The sequence below is a fragment of the Amycolatopsis sp. NPDC043889 genome, from assembly GCF_056435645.1.
On the sequence record NZ_JBWKEC010000005.1, the window covers coordinates 111,504 to 134,785 of the forward strand.

The following is a 23,282-nucleotide window of genomic DNA, read 5'->3' on the forward strand; positions in this document are numbered from 1 at the left end:
TCACCCGATTCCAGGGATGAGACGGACGAGCAGGTCGATCAGCCAGATCCCGAGGAACGGGCTGACGATCCCGCCGAGGCCGTAGACCAGCAGGTTCCGGCGCAGCAGCGCCGAGGCCGACGACGGCTTGTACCGGACGCCGCGCAGGGCGAGCGGGATCAGCCCGACGATGATCAGGGCGTTGAAGATGACCGCCGAGAGGATCGCCGACTTCGGCGTCGCCAGCTGCATGACGTTGAGCGCGCCGAGCTGGGCGAAGATACCGGTGAACATCGCGGGCAGGATGGCGAAGTACTTCGCGAGGTCGTTGGCGACGCTGAAGGTGGTCAGCGCGCCGCGGGTGATCAGCAGCTGCTTGCCGATCTCCACGATCTCGATCAGCTTCGTCGGGTCGGAGTCGAGGTCCACCATGTTCCCCGCCTCCTTGGCGGCGGAGGTCCCGGTGTTCATCGCGACGCCGACGTCGGACTGCGCGAGCGCCGGGGCGTCGTTCGTACCGTCGCCGGTCATCGCGACCAGCCGCCCGCCCTCCTGTTCCTTCTTGATCAGCGCCATCTTGTCTTCGGGCTTGGCTTCGGCGAGGTAGTCGTCGACGCCCGCGTCCTGCGCGATGGCCTTCGCGGTGAGCGGGTTGTCCCCGGTGATCATGACGGTCTTGATGCCCATGGCGCGGAGCTGGACGAACCGCTCCTTCATCCCGGGTTTGACCACATCGGACAGCCGGATCACGCCGCGCACGAACGCTTGCGCGCCGTCGTACTCGGCGACCACCAGCGGGGTCCCGCCCTGCTGGCTGATCTCGTCGACGACGCGTTCGGTCTCGTCCGGCATTTCGCCGCCGCGTTCGCGGACCCACTCCCGCACCGCCGCGGTGGCGCCCTTGCGGACCTGGCGTTCGCCGATGTCGATGCCGCTCATCCGGGTCTGCGCGGTGAACTCGACGAAGTCCGCGAGCTTCTCGTCGTCGGACGCCGTTTCCGCGAGCCCGTGTTCCCTGGCGACGAGTTCGACGATGCTGCGGCCTTCCGGCGTGCCGTCGGCGAGGCTGGACAACCTGGCCGCCTTGGCGATGTCGCCCACGGTGGAGGTACCGACCGGGATCAGCTCGGTGGCCTTGCGGTTGCCGAAGGTGATCGTGCCGGTCTTGTCCAGCAACAGCGTCGAGACGTCACCGGCGGCCTCCACCGCGCGACCGCTCGTGGCGAGCACGTTGCGCTGCACCAGCCGGTCCATCCCCGCGATGCCGATCGCGGACAGCAGCGCGCCGATCGTCGTCGGGATCAGGCAGACCAGCAACGCGGTCAGCACGATCACGGACTGCTGACTGCCGGAGTAGCCCGCCATCGGCTGCAAGGCCACCACGGCGAGCAGGAAGATGATCGTGAGCGTCGAGAGCAGGATCGTCAGCGCGATCTCGTTCGGCGTCTTCTGCCTGGAAGCGCCTTCCACCAAAGCGATCATGCGGTCCACAAAGGACTCACCGGGTTTGGTGGTGATCTTCACGACGACGCGGTCCGAGAGCACCGTGGTGCCGCCGGTGACCGCGCACCGGTCGCCGCCCGATTCGCGGATGACCGGGGCCGACTCGCCGGTGATGGCCGATTCGTCGACGGTCGCGATGCCCTCGACGACGTCGCCGTCACCCGGGATGACCTGTCCGGCCTCGACGACCACGAGGTCGCCGACGCGCAGGTCGGCGCCCGGCACGGTCTCCTCGTCGCCGTCCTCGGTGAGACGGCGCGCGACGGTCTCCTTCTTGCTGCGCCGCAGGGTTTCCGCCTGCGCCTTGCCCCGGCCCTCCGCGACGGCCTCGGCGAGGTTCGCGAACAGGACGGTGAACCACAGCCAGATCGTGATGAGGATGGTGAACACGCTCGGGTCGGTGATCGCGAAGACCGTGGTCAGCGCCGAGCCGATCCACACCACGAACATGACCGGGTTCCCGAGCTGATGCTTGGGGTTGAGCTTGCGCAGCGCCTCCGGGAGCGAGGTCAGCAGCTGGCGCGGGCTGAAGATCCCCGCGCCGACCCGGCCGGTGTTCTCCACGTGGTGCTGCGTTATCTCTTCAGGGGTGCGTTCTTGAGTGGCGGTCATGCGAGTGCTGTGTCCTTCGCGAGTTTGCGCGCGGCCGCGATCGCGTCGCCAGAGCGCGGTTTCCGGATGAAGCGCGAGTCCGATGTAATAGCGCCCTGCCGCCCCGATAGCGGGATCTGCCGACCAACGCGCGCGTGGTGGTCTCGGTGCGTGCCGTGACTCATGCCAGTGCTTCCGCTATGGGCCCGAGCGCGAGCGCCGGGATGAAGGTGAGGGCCGCGACGAGCACGATCGTGCCCGCGAGCATCGTGCCGAAGAGCGGTCCGGTGGTGGGTAGCGTGCCGGCGGTCTCCGGAACCTTCCTCTGCGAGGCAAGGGATCCGGCCAGGCACAGCACGGCGAGGATCGGGATGAACCGGCCGAGCAGCATGGCGACGCCGAGCGAGGACTGGAACCAGTCGTTGGTGACGGTGATCCCCGCGAACGCGCTGCCGTTGTTGTTGCCCGCCGACGCGTAGGCGTAGAGCACCTCGGAAAGCCCATGGGCGCCCGGGTTGTTCAAGGCGGCCAGGTTGCCGGGGTTCATCAGCGCGATCCCGGCGCCGAGCAGCACCACCGTCGGCATGGCGAGCATGGAGACCGCGGCGCAGGTGACCTCGCGTTTGCCGAGCTTCTTCCCCAGGTATTCCGGTGTCCTGCCGACCATCAGCCCAGCGAGGAACATCGCGATCACGGCCATCACGAGGATGCCGTAGAGACCGGTGCCCACCCCGCCCGGCGAGATCTCGCCCAGCAGCATGTTGAGCAGGGTTCCGCCACCGCCGAGTCCGCTGTAGCTGTCGTGCATGCTGTTGACCGCGCCGGTGGACGTGCCCGTGGTGCTGTTGGCGAACAGCGAACTCAGGCCGATGCCGAACCGCTGTTCCTTGCCCTCCATGTTCGCCCCGGCGGCCAGCGACGCCGGCCCGCTCGCGTTGGCTTCGGCCAGCCAGGTCACCGCGAGCATCGCGGTCCACAGCCCGGCCATCACCGACAGCAGGACGTAGCCCTGTTTGGTGTTGCCGACGAGCTTGCCGAACGTGCGGGTGAGCGAGACCGGGATGACCAGGATCAGGAAGATCTCGATCAGGTTGGTCCAGGCGTTCGGGTTTTCGAACGGGTGCGAGGAGTTGGCGTTGAAGATGCCGCCGCCGTTGGTGCCGAGTTCCTTGATGGCTTCCTGGCTCGCGGCGGGGGCGAGCGCGATCTTGCTCGTGCTGCCGTCCGGGTTGAGGACGTCGACGCCGCTCTTGAGGCTCTGCACGACGCCGAGCGCGATCAGCACGATCGCCGCCACGAAGGCGATCGGCAGCAGGATCCGGATCGTGCCGCGCGTCAGGTCCACCCAGAAGTTGCCGAGGCGGTCGGTCTTCGAGCGGACGAAACCGCGGACCACCGCGACGGCGACCGCGATCCCGACGGCCGCGGACAGGAAGTTCTGCACGGTCAGCCCGGCCATCTGTACGAAGTGACCCATGGTCGCTTCGGGGCTGTAGGACTGCCAGTTCGTGTTGGTCACGAAGCTGACGGCGGTGTTGAAGGCGACCGCCGGCGAGACCGGTTCCTTGCCCAGGCTCCACGGCAGGATCGCCTGAAGCCGCTGAAGCAGGTACAGGAGCACGACGGAGACGAACGAGAAGCCGATCACGGCGGACGCGTAGGTCTTCCAGTGCTGTTCCGATCCGGGGTTCACCCGGAACAGGCGGTACAGGCCGCGTTCGGCCTTGGTGTGCTTCTCGGTGGAGAAGACCCGCGCCATGTAATCGCCCAGTGGCCGGTAGACCACGGCGAGCGCGACGAGGAGGAGGCCGGCCTGCAGGAGGCCGGCCGCGGTGTCTGACATCAGAATTTCTCCGGCCTGACCAGTGCGATGAACAAATAGACGATCAGCCCCAGCGCCAGCAGTCCGCCGACGACGTTGGCCACGGTTCCCGTGCCGGTCACAGCTTTTCCAGGCCGCGAAGGGTCAGCGCGAGAACCACGAATACGCCGATCAGGAGCACGGCGTAGAGCAAGTCGGCCACTAGGCACCTCTCAGGACAGGTCACCCCATCGGTGACCAGGACCCCGCAACACTGCGCCTGGTACAGACCATCGTGGCCCCTGCCTGACGGCCTCTTGATGCCCCGATCGGGTGCCTTTACGACTTCTTGATGCCCGGTGACGTGCCCCACAGACCGTGACGCACTGCGGACGGAGCGTGCAATTCGGGCAGACAAGCCCGACGAAGCGTGTTACACCGGTGTTACGGATAGTTGTATGCGCTAACTAATCACCGGGAGGTAGCGATGTGCGGAATCGCAGGATGGGTCTCCTTCGATACGGACCTGCTCCAACGCCGTGAGGTCGTCGACGCGATGACCGCGACCATGGCGTGCCGCGGACCGGACGATTCGGGCACCTGGATCCGGCCGAACGTGGCGCTGGGCCACCGCCGGCTGGCGATCATCGACCTGCCGGGCGGCAGGCAGCCGATGGCCGAAGCCGGGCTGGCCGCGATGGTCTACAGCGGCGAGGCGTACAACTTCACCGAGCTGCGCGAGGAACTTCTCAAGCGCGGCCACAGGTTCGAGACCGACAGCGACACCGAGGTCGTGCTCCACGGCTACCTGGAGTGGGGCGACGAGGTCGTCGATCACCTCAACGGCATGTACGCCTTCGCGATCTGGGACGAGCGCGACGAGAAGCTCGTGATGATCCGCGACCGCATGGGCATCAAGCCCTTCTACTACTACCCGACCCCGGACGGCGTCCTCTTCGGTTCCGAGCCGAAGGCGATCCTCGCGAATCCCTTGGCGCGCAAGGTGGTCGACACCGACGGCCTGCGCGAGCTGATGGCCATGACCAAGACCCCCGGCTGGTCGCTGTGGAAGGGCATGCACGAGGTCGGACCGGGCACGATCGTCACCGTCGACCGCTCCGGCATCCGCACGCGGACGTACTGGACGCTCGACGCGAAACAGCACACGGACGACCAGGAGACCACGGTCGAACGGGTCCGCGAGCTGATGACCGACATCGTGCACCGCCAGCTGATCGCCGACGTCCCGCGCTGCGTCCTGCTGTCGGGCGGGCTCGATTCCAGCGCCGTCACCGGTCTCGCCGCCGCGCGGCTGGCCGGACAGGGTGAGCGGCTGCGCACGTTCTCCGTCGATTTCCAGGGCCAGGAGGAGAACTTCCAGCCGGACGAGGTGCGGGACACCCCGGACTCGCCCTACATCCGCGATGTCGCGCGGCTGGTCGGCTCCGACCACAAGGACGTCGTGCTGAACCCGGCCGAGCTCAGCGACCCCGAAGTCCGCCGCAAGGTGCTGGCCGCACGGGACATCCCGGCCGGGCTCGGGGACATGGACACCTCGCTGTACCTGCTGTTCAAGGCGATCCGCGCGGAGTCGACGGTGGCGTTGTCCGGCGAATCCGCCGACGAGGTCTTCGGCGGATACCGCTGGTTCCACGACGAGGCCGCGGTGAACTCGGGAACGTTCCCCTGGCTCGCCTTCCGGATGGGACTCACCAGTGAGCGGGGCGCCCTCCTGCGCGGCGAGGTCCAGGAGAAGCTGGACCTGCCCGGCTACATCGCCGACCAGTACGCCACCGCCGTCGCCCAGGTCGAGCACCTCGACGGCGAGAGCGAGCAGGACCGCAAGATGCGCACGGTCTGCAACCTGCACCTGAGCCGGTTCGTGCGGATGCTGCTGGACCGCAAGGACCGGGCGTCGATGGCCGTCGGGCTCGAGGTGCGGGTGCCGTTCTGCGACCACCGCCTCGTCGAGTACGTCTACAACACGCCGTGGTCGCTGAAGACGTTCGACGGCAGGGAAAAGAGCCTGCTGCGGCACGCGACCGAACACGTGCTCCCGACGTCGGTGCGTGATCGGGTCAAGAGCCCGTATCCGTCCACTCAGGACCCGGGTTACGCGGCCGCGTTGCAGCAGCAGGCCAAGGAGGCCTTGACCGAACGGAACAACCCGGTGTTCGAGCTGGTGGACCGCGACTGGCTGCACCGGGTGTCCGAAGTGGACCCGGCCACGATGTCGTCGGCCCAGCGCTCCGGGATCGACCGGGCGCTGGACCTCTACCACTGGTTCGACCTGTACCGGCCCGAACTTCAGCTCGACTGAGCACCCCGGTCCGCCGCCGTCTCAGCGACGGCGGCGGACCGTGCCCCCTACCGCGACGCCCCCGAGCACCGCGGTCGCGGCGAGCAGGATGCCCGCCTCGGTCCACTGGAACCGCCAGAACCGGCTGATGGGCTGGTAGACGGTGAAGTCCTGATATCCCGCCGCCTGAGCGCACGCGCTCTTCCCCAGCCCCAGCGGGCAGCCGGGCACTTCGTCCAGCGAACTCATCTCGCGGCCGTCCGGCGTGACCCTGCCCAGCTTGACGATCAGCGCCCCCTTCGTGGCCGGATCCGCGCCGATCGTGCGCACCGGCTCGGCGTAATGCGGCCTCAGCAACAGCAAGGCGATCGAAGCCGCGAGGAACACCGCGACCGTGATCGCGATGGCGGGCAAGGTCTTGCGCACGAGCGCCCCAGCCGCCGCACCGAGAGCGAAGGCGAACAGCCACCAGGCGGCGGGCGCGATCCCGAGCGCACCGAAGTAGGACGTCTCGGCGAAGCTCTCCGACCTGCCAGGAAACATTTCCAGCCACGCGCCGAACATCTGCCCCGAAGCGAGTCCGGCCAGCATCGCGCATCCGGCCAGAACACCGAACTTGACGGCCAGCCAGTGCCCGCGGCCGACCGACTGCGTCCACGCGAGCTGGTGGGTGTTGCGCTCGTACTCCCTGGCGAGCAGCGGCGCGCCCCAGAAGACGCCTGCCAGCAAGGGAACGAACGGCACCAGCACGACCAGCGGGTAGACCTTCTGATAGAGATCCTCCAGCCCCGCGTCGTACTCACGGCACGGGACGCCGCCGCCGTGACAGTACAAGGAGGTCTTGCCGTTCGCGGCGTCGACGGCGACCTTTCCGGACAAGAGCAGGATCCCGCCGAGCACGGCGAGGAATCCGAGGGTGACGAGCAGCTGCGTGCGGTGCTGCCGCCAGGTGAGCCAAAGCAAGAAGCTGTGCCTTTCTATAGAGGGTAAGGCAAACGTGGCGTGCCGGAGTTGGCGTCAGGAGCGGGACTCGCCGACGAGACACCTTCCTGACTGTCCATAAGGGACATTTTCCGAGGTGTCAGTGCCCGAGTTGGGTGATTTGCGCGGTTTGACGAGGAGGTCGTGAGTGGCAAAGAGGGTTAGAACCCTACTTGCCACTCACGACACCCTCACCAACCGGGCGTATGACCTTGAAGCAGACATTTCGCTACCAGAAAGCGTCCCTTGTGGACACTCAGAGGGCAGCTGGCTGGCTCCTGTCGGCCAGTCCAGCACCACGCCGCGAAGGCCGCCTCTCTGTCTTGACCCAGCGAAGGGGTCCTTCACCGCAGAGGCTCGGTCACGCCACATTTGACTTACCCCTTTCTAAGAGCGGCGGCGGATGGCGAAGGTCGCGACGACGGCCAGCAGGAGCGAGACGCCCGTCAGGATCGCGGCTTCGGTCCACTGGAAGCGCCAGTACCAGTCCGCGGGCAGGACCTTGAGCGCGGAGATCTCGCCGGCGGCGTCCCTGACCATCTCGACGACCCGGCCCGCGGGTTCCGCGCCCAGCGCGACGAGCCGGGGTTCCGCGTAGCCGTCACGGACGTTGCTCAGGCCGATCATCAGGCCCACCGACACCGCGATGGTGACGGCGATGGCGGGCAGGGTCCTGCGGATGAGCGCGCCCGCGGCGGTGCCGAGCACGAACCCGAAGAGCCACCACGCGCCCGGCGCGACGCCGGTCATCGTGAACAGGACCGGGTTGTCGAAACGACTGGCGAAGGCGGTGTCGCCGCGATCGGCCGGGAAGACCTCCACCCAGCGCTGCATCATCGCGCCGAACGCGAGCCCGCCGAGGGTGGCGAGAACGGCGAGGAAGGCCAGTTTCACTCCGAGCCAGTGGAACCGTGAGATCGACTGGGTCCAGGCGAGTTTCGTGGTGCCGCGTTCGAATTCGGCCGCGACCAGAGGGGCGCCCCAGAAGACGCCGATCGCGACCGGGACGACCTGGAGCCAGGAGAGGTACTGGTACAGATCCGCGAAGAGCTTCGCCGGGGCCGGACTGTCCGCGGCGGCGTTTCCGTTGATCAGCAAGATGATTCCGACGGCGACGAGCAGACCGGCGGTGATCATCAGCTGCATCCGGTGCTGACGGCAGGTGAGCCAGAGCATCGTTCCCCCTTACGCCGAAGCCAGTGTCGGGCGAGGCAGGCTCGCGGATTCGGGCCGCCGCAGGTAGGCGAGCACCAATTCCTCCAGGTTCGCCGGCCGTTCGGTCCACTGTGGACCCAGCGGGACCGGTTCGGTGCGGGCGAAGACGGTCGCCTGCCTCCCCGCCCTGACCTCGTCCACGATCGCGACCCGCCTGGCCAGCGCGTCGGCCTCCTCGGCGGGGCCGACCAAGGTCCGGTGCCCGGCGACGAGTTCGTCGATGTCGCCGCTGACCTGGACACGACCGCCGTTGAGGACGATCAGCCAGTCGCAGGTGTTCTCCAGATCGGAGACGACGTGGGACGAGAGCAGGACGGTCATCCCGGTCTCGGCGACCGCCTCCATCAACCCCCGCATGACCTCGTGCCGGGCCAGCGGGTCGAGGTTCGCGAGCGGCTCGTCGAGCACCAGGAGGTCCGGGCGTTTCGCGAGGGCGAGGGTGAGCGCCACCTGCGCGCGCTGGCCGCCCGAGAGCTTGCCGACCTTGTGCCGCAAGGGAAGCCCGAGTGAATCGATGCGCTTGAGTGCGAACTCGTCGTCCCATCCGGGGTTCAGGCGTCTGCCGAACTTGAGCATCTCCGCGATGCTGAAGCCCGAGTACAACGGCTTGTCCTGCGCGAGGAAGGCGGCGGTGCCCCGGATCGCGACCGAGCCGAGGGTCGCGTCGAGCAGTCCGACGGCCAGGTGCAGGAAGGTCGTCTTGCCCGCGCCGTTGGGCCCGACCAGCGCGACGACGCGCCCTTTCGGGACGACGAGGGAACAGTCGCGCAGCGCCCACTTGCGGCGGTAGCGCTTGCCGAGTCCGGTCGCCTCGATGACGGGTTCATCGGTCATGCCGTCCGCTCCCCTCGAAAGCCATCGACCACCACCGAGGTGAACAGCGCCTCGACGTCTTCCTGATCCAGCCCCGATTCGCGTGCGTCGCGGACCCACACTGCGAGACTCTTCCGCAAGCGGGTGCGCTCCGCGAACGAAGCGCCTCCGAGCGTCTTCTTGACGAAGGTGCCGAGGCCCGGCTTCCCCTCGACGAGCCCTTCGCGTTCCAGCTCGCGATAGGCCTTGAGGACGGTGTTGGGATTGATCGCCAGCTCGGCGACCACTTCCTTCGCCGTCGGCAGCCGGTCCCCCGGCTCCAGCAAGCCCAGGCGCAGGGCGTTCTTGACCTGCTGGACGAGCTGAACGTACGTCGCGACGCCCGAGCCCTTGTCCAAGTGGAAGGTGACCACTGGCAACACCCTTTCACTAATTAAGTAGTGAAAGGGTGTAGGCAGACGTCGGCGCCTGTCAAGTGATCACGCCGAAAAGCCGTGAAGGCCTCCTTGAGGGACTCTGATTCCCTCAAGGAGGCCTTCACGGAAAACCCCAGCCCCAGTCAAGAAGAAGCGCCAGTTCGACGACACGGGGGAAGACGTCGAGCTGGCACTACCCCCAACCCCCACCGCCCTCAGATTGGCGGTGCCTGTGAAAGTGAAGGTGCCCACCGTCGTACCGGAACCGAATGGGGGGTCCTGCCCGTCTGGTTGGTTGGGCACGGTTCCGGCGACGGGTCCTCGGTGGACACAGGCAAGGATCACGCCGTCCGGATGCAGGGCGCTTGCACTACGCTTGCAGGCTCCGACGAGGGTGAGCGGAGGTGGCCGCGTGGAGTTCCGCGTCCTCGGCGCCGTCGAGGCGCGGGCCGGTGGCGTTCCGGTCGATCTCGGCTCGCCCAAACAACGGCTCGTGCTGGCGGTTCTGCTGCTGGAGGCGGGCAAGCCGGTGCCGCGCGACCGGATCATCGACCTGCTCTGGCCCGAAGAACCCCCCGCCAGTGCACGGAACACCGTTCAAGCGCTGGTGTCCAGGCTGCGCGCGGTGTTCCGCGGCGTGGGCGGGCCGGAGATCGTCTCCGAGGGGACCCGGTACCTGCTCAAGGTCGACCCACGTCAGGTCGACCTGCACCGCTTCACCGAGCTGACCGCGCAAGCCCGCGACGCCGACGACGAGACCGCCGTAGAGCTCTTGGACGAGGCGCTCGGCCTGTGGCGCGGCGAGGCGTTGTCCGATGTGGTGAGCGGCGAGGTCGCCCAGCGGCTTCGCGGCGGCATGAACGAGGCGCGCTGGACGGCGCTCGAGGATCGCGCCGAAGCGCAGCTGCGGCTCGGCCGCGGCAGGCAGGTCCTCGCGGAGCTGACCGAGCTGGTCGCCGCGCATCCCTTGCGCCAGCGGTTCGTCGGCCAGCTCATGCTCGCGCTGCACCGCGAAGGCCGTACCGACGACGCTCTCGAGGCGTTCCGGGCGCTGCGGGGCCGGCTCGGTACCGAGCTGGGCCTCGATCCCTCTCCCGAGCTGCGACGCCTGGAAGCCGCCATCCTCGCCGCCGATCCCGCGCTGGAACCCGCGACCAGGCCTGTCCGCCCGGCCCAGTTGCCACACGACGTCCGGGGATTCGCCGGACGCGCGGCCGAACTGGAACGGCTCGACGAGGCCGCCCGGCACCCGGCCGACGGCACCGACATCTGGGTCATCAGCGGGACCGCCGGGGTCGGCAAGACCGCGCTCGCGGTCCGCTGGGCCCACCGCGTCCGCGACGCGTTCCCCGACGGCCAGCTCTATCTCGACCTGCGCGGCTTCGATCCCGACCACGAACCACTCACCCCGGCCGTCGCGCTCACCCAGCTCCTGCAGGCACTCGGCACCGCGCCCAAGGCGATCCCCCCGGACACCGACACGCGGGCCGCGTTGCTCCGCTCCCTCCTCGCCGACCGCCGGGTGCTGCTGGTGCTCGACAACGTGCGCGACAGCGGCCAGGTGCTGCCCCTGCTGCCGCCTTCGGGCACCGTCCTGGTCACCAGCCGCCAGCGGCTCGGCGACCTCATCGCGCGCACCGGCGCCCGCGCGCTCCCGCTGTCCGTGCTGCCCGCCGAAGACGCGCGGCACCTGCTGGAAGCCGTGCTCGGCAGCGAAACCGTCGCCGCCGAGGCCGTCGCGGCCGCGGAACTGGCGCGGCTGTGCGGGCATCTTCCGCTCGCCCTCCGGATCGCGGCGGCCAACCTCGGTGCCAGTGGCGAACCCGAGATCGCCGAACTCGCCCGCGAGCTCGCCGGTGGTGACCCGCTGGCGGAGCTGACCGTCGACGGCGCCGAGGAAAGCGCCGTGACCACGGCGTTCGGCGTCTCCTACCGGGCGCTTCCCGAGGAGCACCGCGAGCTGTTCCGCCGTCTCGCGCTGGTTCCGGGCCAGACGTTCACCGCTCCCGCCGCGCAGGCACTGACCGGCGTTCCGCACTCGAAGGCGAACCAGCAGCTCAAGGCGCTCGCGGCGGCGCACCTGGTCGAGCGCTACACCCCGGGGCGCTACCGGTTTCACGATCTTCTCCGCAGTTTCGCGGCGGGCCGCACGCTGTCGGAGGACTCCAAGGCCGAACGTGACGCCGCGGAGAGGCGGCTCTTCGAGAGCTACCTGAGCACCGCCGACGCCGCGGGACGTGCCCTCATCCCGCACTTCCTGCGCCTGCCGCGCGAAGAACCCGCGGGCAAACCCTTCGCCGACACCGAAGAGGCGCTGGCCTGGCTGGACGCCGAATGGCCGAACCTCGCCGCCGCCGTCGAGCACAGTGCCGAACACGGCCCGCCCGAGTTCTCCTGGCATCTTGCCGACGCGCTCCGCGCCTTTTTCCACCAACGCGGGCATCACGCGGAATGGATCGACACGGCCTCGACCGCGCTCCAGGCCGCGCGCCGCAGCGGCGCCGGGCAAGCCCAGGCCGCGATGCATCTGAGCATCGCGCTGGCCTGCGTCAACAGCGGCCGCTACGACGAAGCGCGCGAACACCTCACCAGCGCCTTGCGCGGTGATCTCCTCGACGGCTGGGACGCCGGCCGCGCGGCCGTGCTCAACAATCTCAGCGCGGTGCACCAGCGTCTCGGCGACCCGCAGGAGGCGATCCGCTGCGGGCTGGAATCCCTGCGGCTGTGCGAAGAACTCAACATGCCCGCCGTCTCGATGGCGCTGGCGAACCTCGGTTTCCCGTACTGGCAGACGGGGCAGCTCGACGAGGCGCTCGCCAACTTCACGCGCGCGCTCGCGGTCTCCGAACGGGACGGCGCCCGGTTCAGCGTCGCGGTCCTGCTGGTCGACCTCGGCAACGTGCACCGCGACCTCGGCCTCCTCGACGACGCCTACGATTTCTACACTCGCGCGCTCGCGGCCAACCGCGAGCTGGGCTACACCTACGGCGAGGCGACGGCGCTCTCCGGCAGGGCCGTGCTCGAAAGCAGGCGCGACCCGAGCGAGCAGAACCGTGCGGACGCGCTCGAAGCCGTCGAACTCACCCGCAAGATCGGCGACCGAGGCACCGAAGCCTGGACGCTCGTCGGGCTCGGCGAGGTCTGCCTGCGGCTCAGCCTGCCGGAAGAGGCCGCCGAGCACTATCGGCTCGCGTTGTCCATCGCGCGGACGACCAGCTTCTTCTGGTGCGAAGCCGCCGCACGCACCGGACTCGCGGAAACCCTGCTGAAACTGGGAAAGCTCGCGGAGGCCCGGACGCACGGCGAACTGGCACAGGAGCTCGCCGCGCGCTCCGGCTACCGGCTCGTCGAAGAACGCGCGAAGCTGATCCTGGACGAGCTTTAGTTCTTCCCGCCGTTGGATTTCACGCTACCGGCGATCGCCGCCGCGATCGCCGTCAGAACGGCGAGGATGATCGTCACCGCCATGGCGGTGCTGTCGCCGTCGTCGAAGCTGAAGAGCCACTTGACCTGAGCGCCGAACGGCGTGCCCCACACCAGGGGCGTCCCCACGAAGACCGCGACCACGTAGAACAAGCAAAGCCCGAACAGAGTCCACGCGGCGGGAATCCGGCGGGCGAACGTGAACACCGCCGCGATCACCAGGACCACGGCGGAGATGGTGCCGCTGACCATGTTCTGCACCACGATGCCCGACGGGCGATCGTCCGCCTCCGTGGCGACGATGACGTTGTAGAGCGCGAACCAGACGAGCATGGTGGCGGCGAGCAGCGCCAGGATGCCTGCGACCATCGCCGCCGCGACGTTGGCCCTCGGCTTGGGCGGCCTCGGCTCGCTCCACGGCGCGGGTCCGCTCGCGGTTGGCTGACCGTACTGCGGAAAGCCGGGCCGCGGTGGATTCGGCTGCATCCGCACTCCTCGCGCGTTCGGCGGCACGAACCGGCCGCCTGTCGTGGTTCGTGGCCACCGTAGCGAGAAGTGGCTCGCGGCGGGCTGTTTATGGCAGGAAGCTGCCTTCGCGGCGCGGTGACGCCGTGCCAGGGTGCGGCGATTTCGCGTGACTGGACGGACGACTCGCGTGATGGGGCGGACGACTCGCGGCGGAACCCGGTCACGCTCGTGTCGTCCACCCAGCCGGGTCGATCACGCGAACCGCCGACATCGGTACAGCGGTCGTGACTCCCGTGGTCAGACGCGGACCTCGTCCACGCGAACCGGGCGGCGTTCGCGGCGCGAGACCTCGCACGCCTCGGCGATGTAGAACGCTTCCAGTGCGTCCGCCGCGCCGCACGGGCTCGGCGCGCGACCGGCGGCGACGTCGAGGAACGCCTTCAGTTCACTGATGTACGCGGGGCGGAAGCGTTCCATGAACCCGGGATAGGCCGGGCCGGGCAACGGCTGGACGCCGGGCTCCACCGAGGTCAACGGCGCGCGGTCGTCCAGGCCGACCACGGCGTTGCCCGCCGAGCCGAAGACTTCCAGCCGGACGTCGTAGCCCGCGCCGTTGTAGCGCGTCAGCGAAACCACCGCCAGCGTTCCGTCGTCCAGCGTCAGCGTCGCGGCCGCGGTGTCGACGTCACCTGCGTCGACGAAGAACCGCTCGCCCTTGTTGGCACCGACCGCGTAGACCTCGACGACCTCGCGGCCGCTCACGAACCGGACGACGTCGAAGTCGTGCACGCCGCAGTCGCGGAACAGGCCACCGGAGTGCGCGACGTACTCGGCGGGCGGCGGTGCCGGGTCGAGCGTGGTCGCGCGCAAGGTGTGCAGCCAGCCGAGTTCGCCCGAGGCCACCGCCGCCCGCGCGGCGGTGTAGCCGGCGTCGAACCTGCGCTGGAAACCGATCTGCACCGGCACGTCCGCACCGGAGATCTTGTCGATCACCGCGAGTGTCCCCGGGATGTCGGCGGCGACCGGCTTCTCGCAGAACACCGGGATGCCCGCGTCCACGGCCTTGAGGATCAGTTCCGGATGCGCGTCCGTCGCCGCGGCGATCACCAGGCCGTCCAAAGAGGACGCGAACAGCGAGGGGATGTCCGCCGCCGCTTCGACGCCGAGCTTCGCGGCGGCGGCCTGGGCACGGGCGGTGTCGACGTCGGCGACGACCACGGAGGAAACCTCGTCGAAGCTCTTCAAGGTCTCGGCGTGCGAAGTGCCGATCCGGCCGGTGCCGGCGAGTCCCAACCTCATGTGGTTACCTTTCTGGAGCGGCGGTGGTCGAACGGACCACCAGCGACGGGTGCAGCAGATGCCGGACCGGCTCGGCGCGTTCGCCCCGGATCCGTTCGAGCAGTGCTTCGACGGCCAGCCTGCCCATTTCCGTACGCGGCTGGTCCACAGTGGTCAGTGAGAGATGGCGCAGCGCGGCGAGCGAGGTGTTGTCGTAGCCGACCACGGAGACGTCCTCCGGCACGCGCAGGCCCACCTCTTCGAGCGCGGAGATCGCGCCGACGGCGTTGAAGTCGTTGCCCGCCACCAGCGCCGTCGGCATCCCTCCCTGCGGAGGGTCGCTGAGCAATTCATGCACGGCCTTCTCCCCGGCGGTGTCCGTGTGCTCGCTGTGCACGATGATCGGATGCAGCCGATGCCGCCGCATGGCCCGCTGGTAACCCCGGCGCCGGGCCGCCGCGCCGGCGGCGAGCCCACCGTCCAAATGCGCGATCCTTCGGTGCCCCAAGGAAACCAGGTGATCGACGGCGAGCGCGGAACCGGCCTCGCCGTCGTCGTTCACCGTGTCCACGCCCGCGGCGCGCGAAGTGCGCGACACCAGGACGACGGGACCTTGCGCGGCCGCTTCCTCGATCGCCGACGCGGGGACCACCGGCGACAGGAGGATCACCCCGGCTGGCCGGAAGGACAGCAGGCTCTTCAGCGCGGCACGCTCGCGCGCGGGACTGCGGCCACCGGTGTTGAGGATCAAGTGGAACCCGGCCGCTTCGGCCGCCGCGTCCAGCCCCTCGACGACGTCGGCGAAGAACGCGTTGCGGAGATCGGAGACCATCACGCCGAGGACGGTCGACGTCCGGCTCGCCAGCGACCTGGCCATCGCGTGCGGTTGGTAACCCAGTTCGTGCGCCGCGCACAGCACGCGCGTGCGCCGTTCGTCGGAGACGTTCGGCGCGTTCCGCATCACCAGCGACACAAGCGCACGGGACACCCCCGCCTTCGCGGCGACGTCCTCCATCGTCGGTCGCGCCATTTCCACTGTCCCCCTGCCCTTGACTTTACTGTGACGGACGCTACATGATTAGAGCGCTCTAATCAATAGAGCGCTCTAATCGATCTCCCGGAGGCCGCCGATGACAGCCACGACACCCCGGATCCGCATCGCCGCCGCCCCGATCTCCTGGGGTGTCTGCGAAGTCCCCGGCTGGGGCCGCGTGCTCGACGCGGGCACCGTACTGGGCGAGATGGCGGAACTGGGAGTGCGCGCCACCGAACTGGGCCCACCCGGATACCTGCCGCGCGACCCGGCCGCCCTGCGCGAACTGCTCGGCGGGTACGAGCTCGAACTCGTCGGCGGTTTCCTCGCCGTGGTACTGCACGAGAACCCCGAAGCCGCGCTGGCCGAGGCCGAGGAGTCCGCCGCGCTGTTCGCGGCCTGTGGCGGTGACGTGCTCGTGCTCGCCGCCGCCACCGGTCTCGACGGCTACGACGACCGGCCGAAACTGAGCGACACCGAATGGACGACCCTCGTCGAAACCTCCGGCGAGATCGAGGAAATCGCCGCGCGCCACGGCCTTCGCACCGTGCTGCACCCGCACGTCGGGACGCACGCGGAGACCGAGGACGAGGTCGAGCGTTTCCTCGCGGATTCCGCTCTCCCGCTGTGCCTGGACACCGGGCATCTCCTGATCGGCGGGACCGATCCGGTCGCGCTGGCGAAGCGGTACCCCGAACGGGTCGGGCATCTGCATCTCAAGGACGTGCGCGGCGAGCTCGCCGAAGACGTCCGCGCCGGCAGGCTTCCCTACGCCGAGGCCGTGGGCAAAGGTCTCTATGTCCCCCTCGGCGACGGTGACGTCGACATCGAAACGATGGTCAGGTCCGTCCACGAGGCGGGCTACGACGGGTGGTACGTGCTCGAACAGGACACCGCGCTGAGCGAGGGGAGCCCGGAGGATCTGCCGAAGCGGGATGTGGCCAGGAGCCTGGCGCGTCTCGACGGAATCGTCAGCCGGCTCCCGGCTGCCAGGTAACGGAAGAAGCGAGGAGAGACGACGATGTCCCATCGCTTGAAAATGGCTTTGGTGGCCGTGGCGGGGCTGCTGCTCCTGTCCGCGTGCACCGGGCCGAAGGCCGAGGAGAAACCCACCGCGGGAGTGGGCCCGGCGACGACGGCGCAGCCGAGTGGTCCGCTGCGGGTCGCGGTCATCTCGCACGGCACGGCGGGTGACGCGTTCTGGAACGTGGTCAAGAACGGCGCCGAGGAGGCGGGCAGGCAGCTCGACGTCCAGGTCGAGTACAACTCCGACGGAGACCCCGGCAACCAGGCCAAGCTGATCGACAACGCGGTCGCCCAGCGGGTCGGCGGGCTGGTGGTGTCGATGGCGAACCCGGAGGCGCTCAAGACCTCGATCGAGAACGCGGTCCGCGCCGGGATCCCGGTCATCACCATCAACTCCGGCGAGGACAAGAGCGCGGGCTACGGCGCGCTCACCCACGTCGGGCAGAACGAGACCATCGCCGGCGAGGAAGCCGGGAAGAAGTTCCGGGAACTCGGCAAGAAGAAGCTGCTCTGCGTGGTCCACGAAGCGGGCAACGTCGGGCAGGCGCAGCGATGCGACGGCGCCAAGACCGGCTTCGCGGGTGACGTGCAGACCTTGCAGGTCGACATCAGCAACCCCACCGACGCCGAATCCCGGATCAGGGGCGCGGTGCGGACCGACTCCTCCCTCGACGCCGTTCTGACGTTGAACTCCCAGGTCGCGGCTCGGGCGGTGAGCGCGATCAAGGCGGTGGGCTCGGAGGCCCAGGTCGGCACTTTCGACCTCAACACCGACGTCGTCGGCGCGATCAAGGCGGGCGAAGTGGTCTTCGCGGTCGACCAGCAGCAGTACGAGCAGGGCTATCTCCCGGTGCAGTTCCTCAAGCTCTACCGGGACAACGCGAACGTCGTCGGCGGCGGGAAGCCGGTGCTCACCGGACCCGACCTGGTCGACAAATCCACTGTGGACACCGTCGGCCAGTACGTGCAAAGGGGCACGCGATGACAACCACCATGCTCGACGAACGGATCGCGAAACCCCGGCTGCTCGACCGGCTGGTCGTCCGCCCCGAGATCGGCGCGCTGCTCGGCGCCGTCGTCGTCTTCCTGTTCTTCACCCTCGTCACCGACCAGTTCTTCAGCGGCAGCGGCGTGGCGACCTGGCTGGACGACGCCTCGACGCTCGGCATCATGGCGGTCGCGGTGTCCCTGCTGATGATCGGCGGCGAGTTCGATCTCTCGGCGGGCGTGATGACGGCGTCCACCGCGCTCGTCACCGCGACACTGGCGACACAGGCCGGCTGGAACGTCTGGCTCGCGCTGTTCGCGTCGCTGGTCTTCGCCCTCGCGGTGGGCGCGTTCAACGGCTGGCTGGTGATGCGCACCGGACTGCCCAGCTTCATCGTCACCCTGGGCACGTTCCTGGCACTGCAGGGGCTCAACCTCGGCGTGACCCGCCTGGTCACCGGCACCGTCCAGGTGTCCGGGATGCGGTCGACCGACGGCTACGAATCCGCCGGTTTCGTTTTAGCGTCCACAGTGGACATCGGCGGGACCGCGTTCCAGATCTCCATCGTCTGGTGGATCGGGTTCGCGGTACTGGCGGCCTGGCTGCTCGTCCGGACCCGGTTCGGCAACTGGATCTTCGCCGTCGGCGGCTCCGCGCAGAGTTCGCGCGCGGTCGGCGTCCCGGTGGTGCGCACCAAGATCCTGCTGTTCATGACCACCGCGCTCGCCGCGTGGCTGGTCGGCTCGATCAACATCCTGCGGTTCGCGAGCGTCCAGGCGAACCAGGGCATCGGGCTGGAGTTCCAGTACATCATCGCGGCCGTGATCGGCGGCTGCCTGCTCACCGGCGGATTCGGTTCGGCGATCGGCGCCGCGATCGGCGCGCTGATCTTCGGGATGGCGCGGCAGGGCATCGTGTTCGCCCGCTGGGACAGCGACTGGTTCATGTTGTTCCTCGGGGTCATGCTGCTGTCCGCGGTCCTGGTCAACAACGCCTTCCGGCGGCGCGCGGAAAGGGTGCGGCGATGAGCCATCTTCTCGAGGTCAAAGACGTCGGCAAGACCTACGGCAGCGTGATCGCGCTGCGCGACGTCTCCACCGTGGTCGACGCGGGCGAGGTCACCTGCGTGCTCGGCGACAACGGCGCGGGCAAATCCACTCTGATCAAGATCCTCGCCGGGGTCCACCAGCACGACCGGGGCGAGTTCCTGGTCGAGGGAGAGCCGGTCAAGTTCGCTTCGCCGCGTGAGGCGCTCGATCGCGGAATCGCGACGGTGTACCAGGATCTGGCCGTCGTCCCGCTGATGAGCGTGTGGCGGAACTTCTTCCTCGGCTCCGAACCGACGGTCGGTTTCGGCCCGTTCCGGGCGCTCGACCGGAAGAAAGGTCGCGAGACGACCAAGAAGGCGTTGTCCGACATGGGCATCGACCTGCGTGACGTCGAACAGCCGGTCGGCACGCTGTCCGGTGGTGAACGGCAGTGCGTCGCCATCGCACGCGCGGTGTACTTCGGGGCGAAGGTGCTGATCCTCGACGAGCCGACGGCCGCGCTGGGCGTCAAACAGGCGGGTGTCGTGCTCAAGTACGTCGCACAGGCCCGTGACCGCGGGCTCGGCGTCGTGCTGATCACGCACAACCCGCATCACGCGTACCCGGTGGCCGATCGCTTCCTGCTGCTCAAACGGGGCGCGTCGCTCGGCGCGTACGAGAAGTCCGAGATCGATCTGGCCGAGCTGACCCGGCAGATGGCGGGCGGCGCGGAACTGGAAGCCCTCGAACACGAATTGCGAGCCTCGGAGTCCCCTTCATGACCGCTCTCGAAGCACTGACCGTCGGCCGGGTCGGGGTGGACCTCTACCCCGAACAGAGCGGCGTGCCGCTGGCCGGGGTCAGCACCTTCGCCAAGTCGCTCGGCGGCACCGCGACCAACGTCGCGGTCGCCGCCGCGCGGCTCGGCCGCTCGACGTCGGTGCTGACGAAAGTGGGCCCGGACGGCTTCGGCGAGTACGTGCGGCAGGCGTTGCGGGAGTTCGGTGTGTCCCCCGAGCACGTCGGGACGTCGGCCGGCTTGCAGACGCCGGTGGTGTTCTGCTCGCTCGACCCGCCCGCGGATCCGCCGCTGCTGTTCTACCGGTCCCCCATCGCCCCGGATCTGACCATCACGGAGAACGACGTGCCCTGGGACGTCGTGGAATCCGTTCCGCTGCTGTGGGTCACCGGCACCGGTGTCTCCGTCGAGCCGTCGCGCGGCACCCAGCGCAAGATGCTCCAGCGGCGCGGGCGCCGGTCGCATACCGTGCTGGACCTCGACTTCCGGCCGATGTTCTGGCCCGACACCGAGACGGCTCAGGAAGAGATCGGCTGGATGCTCGACCACGTCACGGTCGCCGTCGGCAACCGCACCGAAGCCGAGGTCGCCGTCGGCACGGCGGACCCCGACGAGGCCGCGTCCCGGATGCTGGCCAGGGGGGTCGAGCTGGCCGTGATCAAGAAAGGCGCCGAAGGGGTGCTGGTGGCCACCGCCGAGGGCCGCTGGACCGTGCCGCCCCAGCGTGTCGAGGTCGTCTGCGGGCTCGGCGCCGGGGACGGTTTCGGCGGCGCGCTGATCCACGGTCTGCTGTCCGGCTGGGATCCGGTGGGGATCGCCACCTACGCCAACGCGGCGGGCGCGCTCGTCGCTTCCCGGCTCGCCTGCGCCGACGCCATGCCCACCGCCGACGAGATCGAGGAGTTGCTGTGAGCAAGCTGCATCGTCCACTCGGGACGCTTTCGGACGAGCGGGACCCGGTTCGGCTCACCCCGGATTCGGCGGGCTGGGACTACAGCGGCCTGCGGGTTCTCTCGTTGGCCGCCGGAGAATCCAGGCTGGTGCGCACAGGCGAATACGAAGCGTTCGTCCTGCCCCTGGCGGGTTCCTGCACCGTCCAGGTCGACGGACAGGTCTTCGCACTCGCCGGACGGGATTCCGTGTTCACCCGTGTCACGGATTTCGCCTATGTGCCACGGGACGCCGAAGTCGAGTTGTCGACAGTCGCGGGGATCGAGGTCGCACTGCCGATGGCGCGCTGTACCCGCCGTCTCGAACCGCGCTACGGACCGGCCGAAAACGTGCCGGTGGAGGTGCGCGGGGCCGGACAGGCGACCAGGCAGGTCACCAACTTCGGCGTGCCCGGTGCCTGGGAGCACGCGGACAAGCTGAACGCCTGCGAGCTGATCACCCCCGGCGGCAACTGGTCGTCGTACCCGCCGCACAAACACGACGAGGCGTCCGAATGCGAGGTCGTCAACGAGGAGATCTACTACTTCCGCATCGCGGGCCGCGACGGCGTGACACCTTCGCGCGAAGGGTTCGGCCTGCACCGGACGTACACCTCCGACGGTGAACTGGACGAGGACGTCGCGGTCCGGGACGGCGACGTCTTCCTGATCCCGCGCGGCTACCACGGGCCTTGTGTCGCCGCGCCCGGCTATTCGATGTACTACCTGAACGTCCTGGCAGGGCCCGCCGACGATCGGTCGATGGCCTTCTGCGACGACCCGGCGCACGGCTGGGTCCGCGAGACGTGGAAAGACCAGGAGCTCGATCCGCGCTGTCCGGTCACGAGCCACGAAGGGCGGGTCTCATGAAGCTGACCACGGCACAGGCCTTGGTGCGCTGGCTGCTGGCGCAGCGGTCGGAAACCCTGGACGGGCGGGAAGTCCCGTTGTTCCCCGGGGTGTTCGCGATCTTCGGGCACGGCAACGTCCTCGGCCTCGGCACCGCGCTGGAAGAGCACCGTGACGAACTCCCCGTGTGGCGTGGGCAGACCGAGCAGGGCATGGCGCTCGCGGCGGTCGGCTACGCCAAGGCGACGCACCGGCGACAGGTCGGCGTGGTGACGTCGTCGATCGGGCCCGGCGCGCTGAACATGGTCACCGCGGCCGGGGTCGCGCACGCGAACCGGTTGCCGGTACTGCTGCTCCCCGGGGACACCTTCACCAGCCGCGCCCCGGATCCCGTGTTGCAGCAGGTGGAGCATTTCGGCGATCCGACGGCCACGGTCAACGACGCCTTCCGCGCGGTGAGCCGGTATTTCGACCGTATCGTCCGGCCGGAGCAGCTGCTTTCGACAGTGCCGCAGGTCACCAGGGTGCTGACCGATCCGGCGGACGCGGGGCCGGTGACGCTGGCGCTCCCCCAGGACGTCCAGGCGGAGACCTACGACTTCCCGGACGCCCTGTTCGCGCCGGTGACCCATCGTCCGCACCGCCCGCGGCCCGATCGCCGGGCTCTCACCGAAGCGGCAGGCCTGCTCCGGGCGGCGCGGAAACCGTTGCTGGTGCTCGGCGGCGGCGTCCGGTATTCCGGCGCGGGCGGGCGCGCGCTGGCCTTCGCCGAACGGCACGGCATCCCGGTCACCGAAACCACGGCGGGGCGCACCCTGGTCCCGCACGGTCATCCGCTGCACGCGGGCCCGCTCGGGGTCACCGGCTCGGCGTCGGCGAACGTCCTGGCCGCGGAGGCCGACGTGGTGCTGGCCATCGGCACTCGCCTGCAGGACTTCACCACGGCGTCCTGGACGGTGTTCTCCTCCGGAGTCCGGCTGATCACCCTGAACGCCGCCCGGTTCGACGCGGTCAAGCACGGTGCGCTGGCCGTCGTGGGCGACGCAGACGCGGGTCTCGTGGATCTGGCAGGCCAGCTGGAGAACTGGCATGCCGATCCACAGTGGACAGAGCGCGCCTCGGCGGAACGCGGCCGCTGGGACGCGCATATCGACACCCTGCGCGCCGCTTCCGGCGAGCTGCCGACATACGCCCAGGTCGTCGGCGCGGTCAACGATCTTTCCGAGCCGCACGACTACGTGATGACCGCGTCCGGCGGGATGCCGGGCGAACTGATCGGCGGCTGGCGCGGATCGGGCTCGATCGGCATGGACGTCGAGTACGGGTTCTCGTGCATGGGCTACGAACTCGCGGGCGCCTGGGGTGCGGCGATGGCGCATACCGAGGGCCTGGTCACCACGATGCTCGGCGACGGTTCGTACCTGATGCTCAATTCCGAGCTGTTCTCGGCCGCCTTCGCCGGACATCCCTTCGTGGCGGTGGTCTGTGACAACGACGGTTACGCGGTCATCGCCCGGCTGCAGCAGGGACAGGGCGGCAAGCCGTTCAACAACTTCCTCGGTGACTGCCGGAGCGCGCACACCACTCCCCCTCGGGTCGACTTCGCGCGGCATGCGGAATCGCTGGGATGCGCGGTGTTCACAGCGTCCACTGTGGACGAGGTGCGGGCGGCGTACGCGAGGGCGAGGGAAGCCGCGGTGGCCGAGCACCGGCCGGCGGTGGTCGTGGTGCGCACCCAGCCGGACTCGTGGACCGAAGCCGGTGCCTGGTGGGAAGTCGGCGTTCCGGAACACCTCGCGGGAAGGGAGGGGTTCGAGCGGGGCAAGTCCGGCCAGGTGCGCTACGTGAACAGTCGCCTTTAGA

General features: G+C 69.0%; 19 protein-coding genes. 9 read left to right on the forward strand and 10 right to left on the reverse strand.

The window, feature by feature from the left end; genetic code table 11:
* The 3 genes from kdpB to kdpF all read right to left on the reverse strand — a co-directional run bounded on the left by kdpB (nucleotide 1) and on the right by kdpF (nucleotide 4,017).
* Nucleotides 1-2,094: a potassium-transporting ATPase subunit KdpB gene (gene kdpB, locus AC0685_RS12710; protein WP_478225642.1), complete on the reverse strand. Its 2,094-nt coding sequence runs from the start codon at nucleotides 2,092-2,094 to the stop codon at nucleotides 1-3.
* A 160-nt stretch (nucleotides 2,095-2,254) separates the two neighbouring features.
* A complete protein-coding gene (gene kdpA / locus AC0685_RS12715) occupies nucleotides 2,255-3,916 on the reverse strand; it encodes a potassium-transporting ATPase subunit KdpA (RefSeq protein WP_478225643.1) in 1,662 nt (553 codons plus the stop codon).
* Entirely contained in the window at nucleotides 3,916-4,017 is a 102-nt protein-coding gene (kdpF, locus tag AC0685_RS12720) for a K(+)-transporting ATPase subunit F (RefSeq protein WP_020630647.1), read from the reverse strand. Before kdpF ends, kdpA begins: the two co-directional genes overlap by 1 nt.
* A 344-nt stretch (nucleotides 4,018-4,361) precedes the next feature.
* Between kdpF and asnB the strand changes: the two genes are divergently transcribed.
* On the forward strand, nucleotides 4,362-6,194 hold the full coding sequence (asnB, locus tag AC0685_RS12725; RefSeq protein WP_478225644.1) for an asparagine synthase (glutamine-hydrolyzing): 1,833 nt from the start codon (nucleotides 4,362-4,364) through the stop codon (nucleotides 6,192-6,194).
* Nucleotides 6,195-6,215: 21 nt separating this feature from the next.
* Here asnB and AC0685_RS12730 read toward each other — a convergent pair whose 3' ends face one another.
* The 4 genes from AC0685_RS12730 to AC0685_RS12745 all read right to left on the reverse strand — a co-directional run bounded on the left by AC0685_RS12730 (nucleotide 6,216) and on the right by AC0685_RS12745 (nucleotide 9,595).
* The gene (locus AC0685_RS12730; protein ID WP_478225645.1) at nucleotides 6,216-7,136 is read right to left on the reverse strand and encodes an ABC transporter permease; all 921 of its coding nucleotides are present in this window, start codon (nucleotides 7,134-7,136) and stop codon (nucleotides 6,216-6,218) included.
* A gap of 405 nt (nucleotides 7,137-7,541) precedes the next feature.
* Complete coding sequence (locus AC0685_RS12735; protein WP_478225646.1) at nucleotides 7,542-8,330, reverse strand: ABC transporter permease; 789 nt, start codon at nucleotides 8,328-8,330, stop codon at nucleotides 7,542-7,544.
* Between the two features lie 9 nt (nucleotides 8,331-8,339).
* Nucleotides 8,340-9,203: an ABC transporter ATP-binding protein gene (locus tag AC0685_RS12740; RefSeq protein WP_478225647.1), complete on the reverse strand. Its 864-nt coding sequence runs from the start codon at nucleotides 9,201-9,203 to the stop codon at nucleotides 8,340-8,342.
* Nucleotides 9,200-9,595, reverse strand: a complete 396-nt coding sequence (locus tag AC0685_RS12745) for a GntR family transcriptional regulator (protein ID WP_478225648.1) — start codon at nucleotides 9,593-9,595, stop codon at nucleotides 9,200-9,202. The genes AC0685_RS12740 and AC0685_RS12745 overlap by 4 nt, the downstream gene beginning before the upstream one ends.
* Before the next feature lie 415 nt (nucleotides 9,596-10,010).
* Here AC0685_RS12745 and AC0685_RS12750 point away from each other — a divergent pair, with 415 nt between their 5' ends.
* On the forward strand, nucleotides 10,011-12,983 hold the full coding sequence (locus AC0685_RS12750; RefSeq protein ID WP_478225649.1) for an AfsR/SARP family transcriptional regulator: 2,973 nt from the start codon (nucleotides 10,011-10,013) through the stop codon (nucleotides 12,981-12,983).
* On the opposite strand, the gene AC0685_RS12755 is transcribed toward AC0685_RS12750, so the two are convergent.
* The 3 genes from AC0685_RS12755 to AC0685_RS12765 form a co-directional block, all read right to left on the reverse strand.
* Nucleotides 12,980-13,507, reverse strand: a complete 528-nt coding sequence (locus tag AC0685_RS12755) for a hypothetical protein (RefSeq protein WP_478225650.1) — start codon at nucleotides 13,505-13,507, stop codon at nucleotides 12,980-12,982. The genes AC0685_RS12750 and AC0685_RS12755 overlap by 4 nt on opposite strands.
* 279 nt (nucleotides 13,508-13,786) lie before the next feature.
* Nucleotides 13,787-14,788 (reverse strand): Gfo/Idh/MocA family protein, encoded by a 1,002-nt coding sequence (locus AC0685_RS12760; RefSeq protein ID WP_478225651.1) that lies wholly within the window; start codon nucleotides 14,786-14,788, stop codon nucleotides 13,787-13,789.
* Between the two features lie 4 nt (nucleotides 14,789-14,792).
* A complete protein-coding gene (locus AC0685_RS12765; protein WP_478225652.1) occupies nucleotides 14,793-15,797 on the reverse strand; it encodes a LacI family DNA-binding transcriptional regulator in 1,005 nt (334 codons plus the stop codon).
* Nucleotides 15,798-15,897: 100 nt separating this feature from the next.
* Between AC0685_RS12765 and AC0685_RS12770 the strand changes: the two genes are divergently transcribed.
* Genes AC0685_RS12770 through iolD form a run of 7 tightly spaced genes read left to right on the forward strand, consistent with a single transcriptional unit; the run spans nucleotide 15,898 to nucleotide 23,281 of the window.
* Nucleotides 15,898-16,797 carry a sugar phosphate isomerase/epimerase family protein gene (locus AC0685_RS12770; protein WP_478225653.1) on the forward strand — a complete coding sequence of 300 codons (900 nt, stop codon included), beginning with the start codon at nucleotides 15,898-15,900 and terminating at the stop codon, nucleotides 16,795-16,797.
* Between the two features lie 24 nt (nucleotides 16,798-16,821).
* The gene (locus AC0685_RS12775; protein ID WP_478225654.1) at nucleotides 16,822-17,811 is read left to right on the forward strand and encodes a sugar ABC transporter substrate-binding protein; all 990 of its coding nucleotides are present in this window, start codon (nucleotides 16,822-16,824) and stop codon (nucleotides 17,809-17,811) included.
* Complete coding sequence (locus AC0685_RS12780) at nucleotides 17,808-18,842, forward strand: ABC transporter permease (RefSeq protein ID WP_478225655.1); 1,035 nt, start codon at nucleotides 17,808-17,810, stop codon at nucleotides 18,840-18,842. Before AC0685_RS12775 ends, AC0685_RS12780 begins: the two co-directional genes overlap by 4 nt.
* Entirely contained in the window at nucleotides 18,839-19,624 is a 786-nt protein-coding gene (locus tag AC0685_RS12785) for an ATP-binding cassette domain-containing protein (RefSeq protein WP_478225656.1), read from the forward strand. Before AC0685_RS12780 ends, AC0685_RS12785 begins: the two co-directional genes overlap by 4 nt.
* Nucleotides 19,621-20,553 (forward strand): 5-dehydro-2-deoxygluconokinase, encoded by a 933-nt coding sequence (iolC, locus tag AC0685_RS12790; RefSeq protein ID WP_478225657.1) that lies wholly within the window; start codon nucleotides 19,621-19,623, stop codon nucleotides 20,551-20,553. The genes AC0685_RS12785 and iolC overlap by 4 nt, the downstream gene beginning before the upstream one ends.
* Nucleotides 20,550-21,440, forward strand: coding sequence for a 5-deoxy-glucuronate isomerase (gene iolB / locus AC0685_RS12795; protein ID WP_478225658.1), 891 nt, complete (start codon nucleotides 20,550-20,552; stop codon nucleotides 21,438-21,440). The genes iolC and iolB overlap by 4 nt, the downstream gene beginning before the upstream one ends.
* Nucleotides 21,437-23,281 carry a 3D-(3,5/4)-trihydroxycyclohexane-1,2-dione acylhydrolase (decyclizing) gene (iolD, locus tag AC0685_RS12800; RefSeq protein WP_478225659.1) on the forward strand — a complete coding sequence of 615 codons (1,845 nt, stop codon included), beginning with the start codon at nucleotides 21,437-21,439 and terminating at the stop codon, nucleotides 23,279-23,281. The genes iolB and iolD overlap by 4 nt, the downstream gene beginning before the upstream one ends.
* Nucleotide 23,282 lies beyond the last annotated feature (1 nt).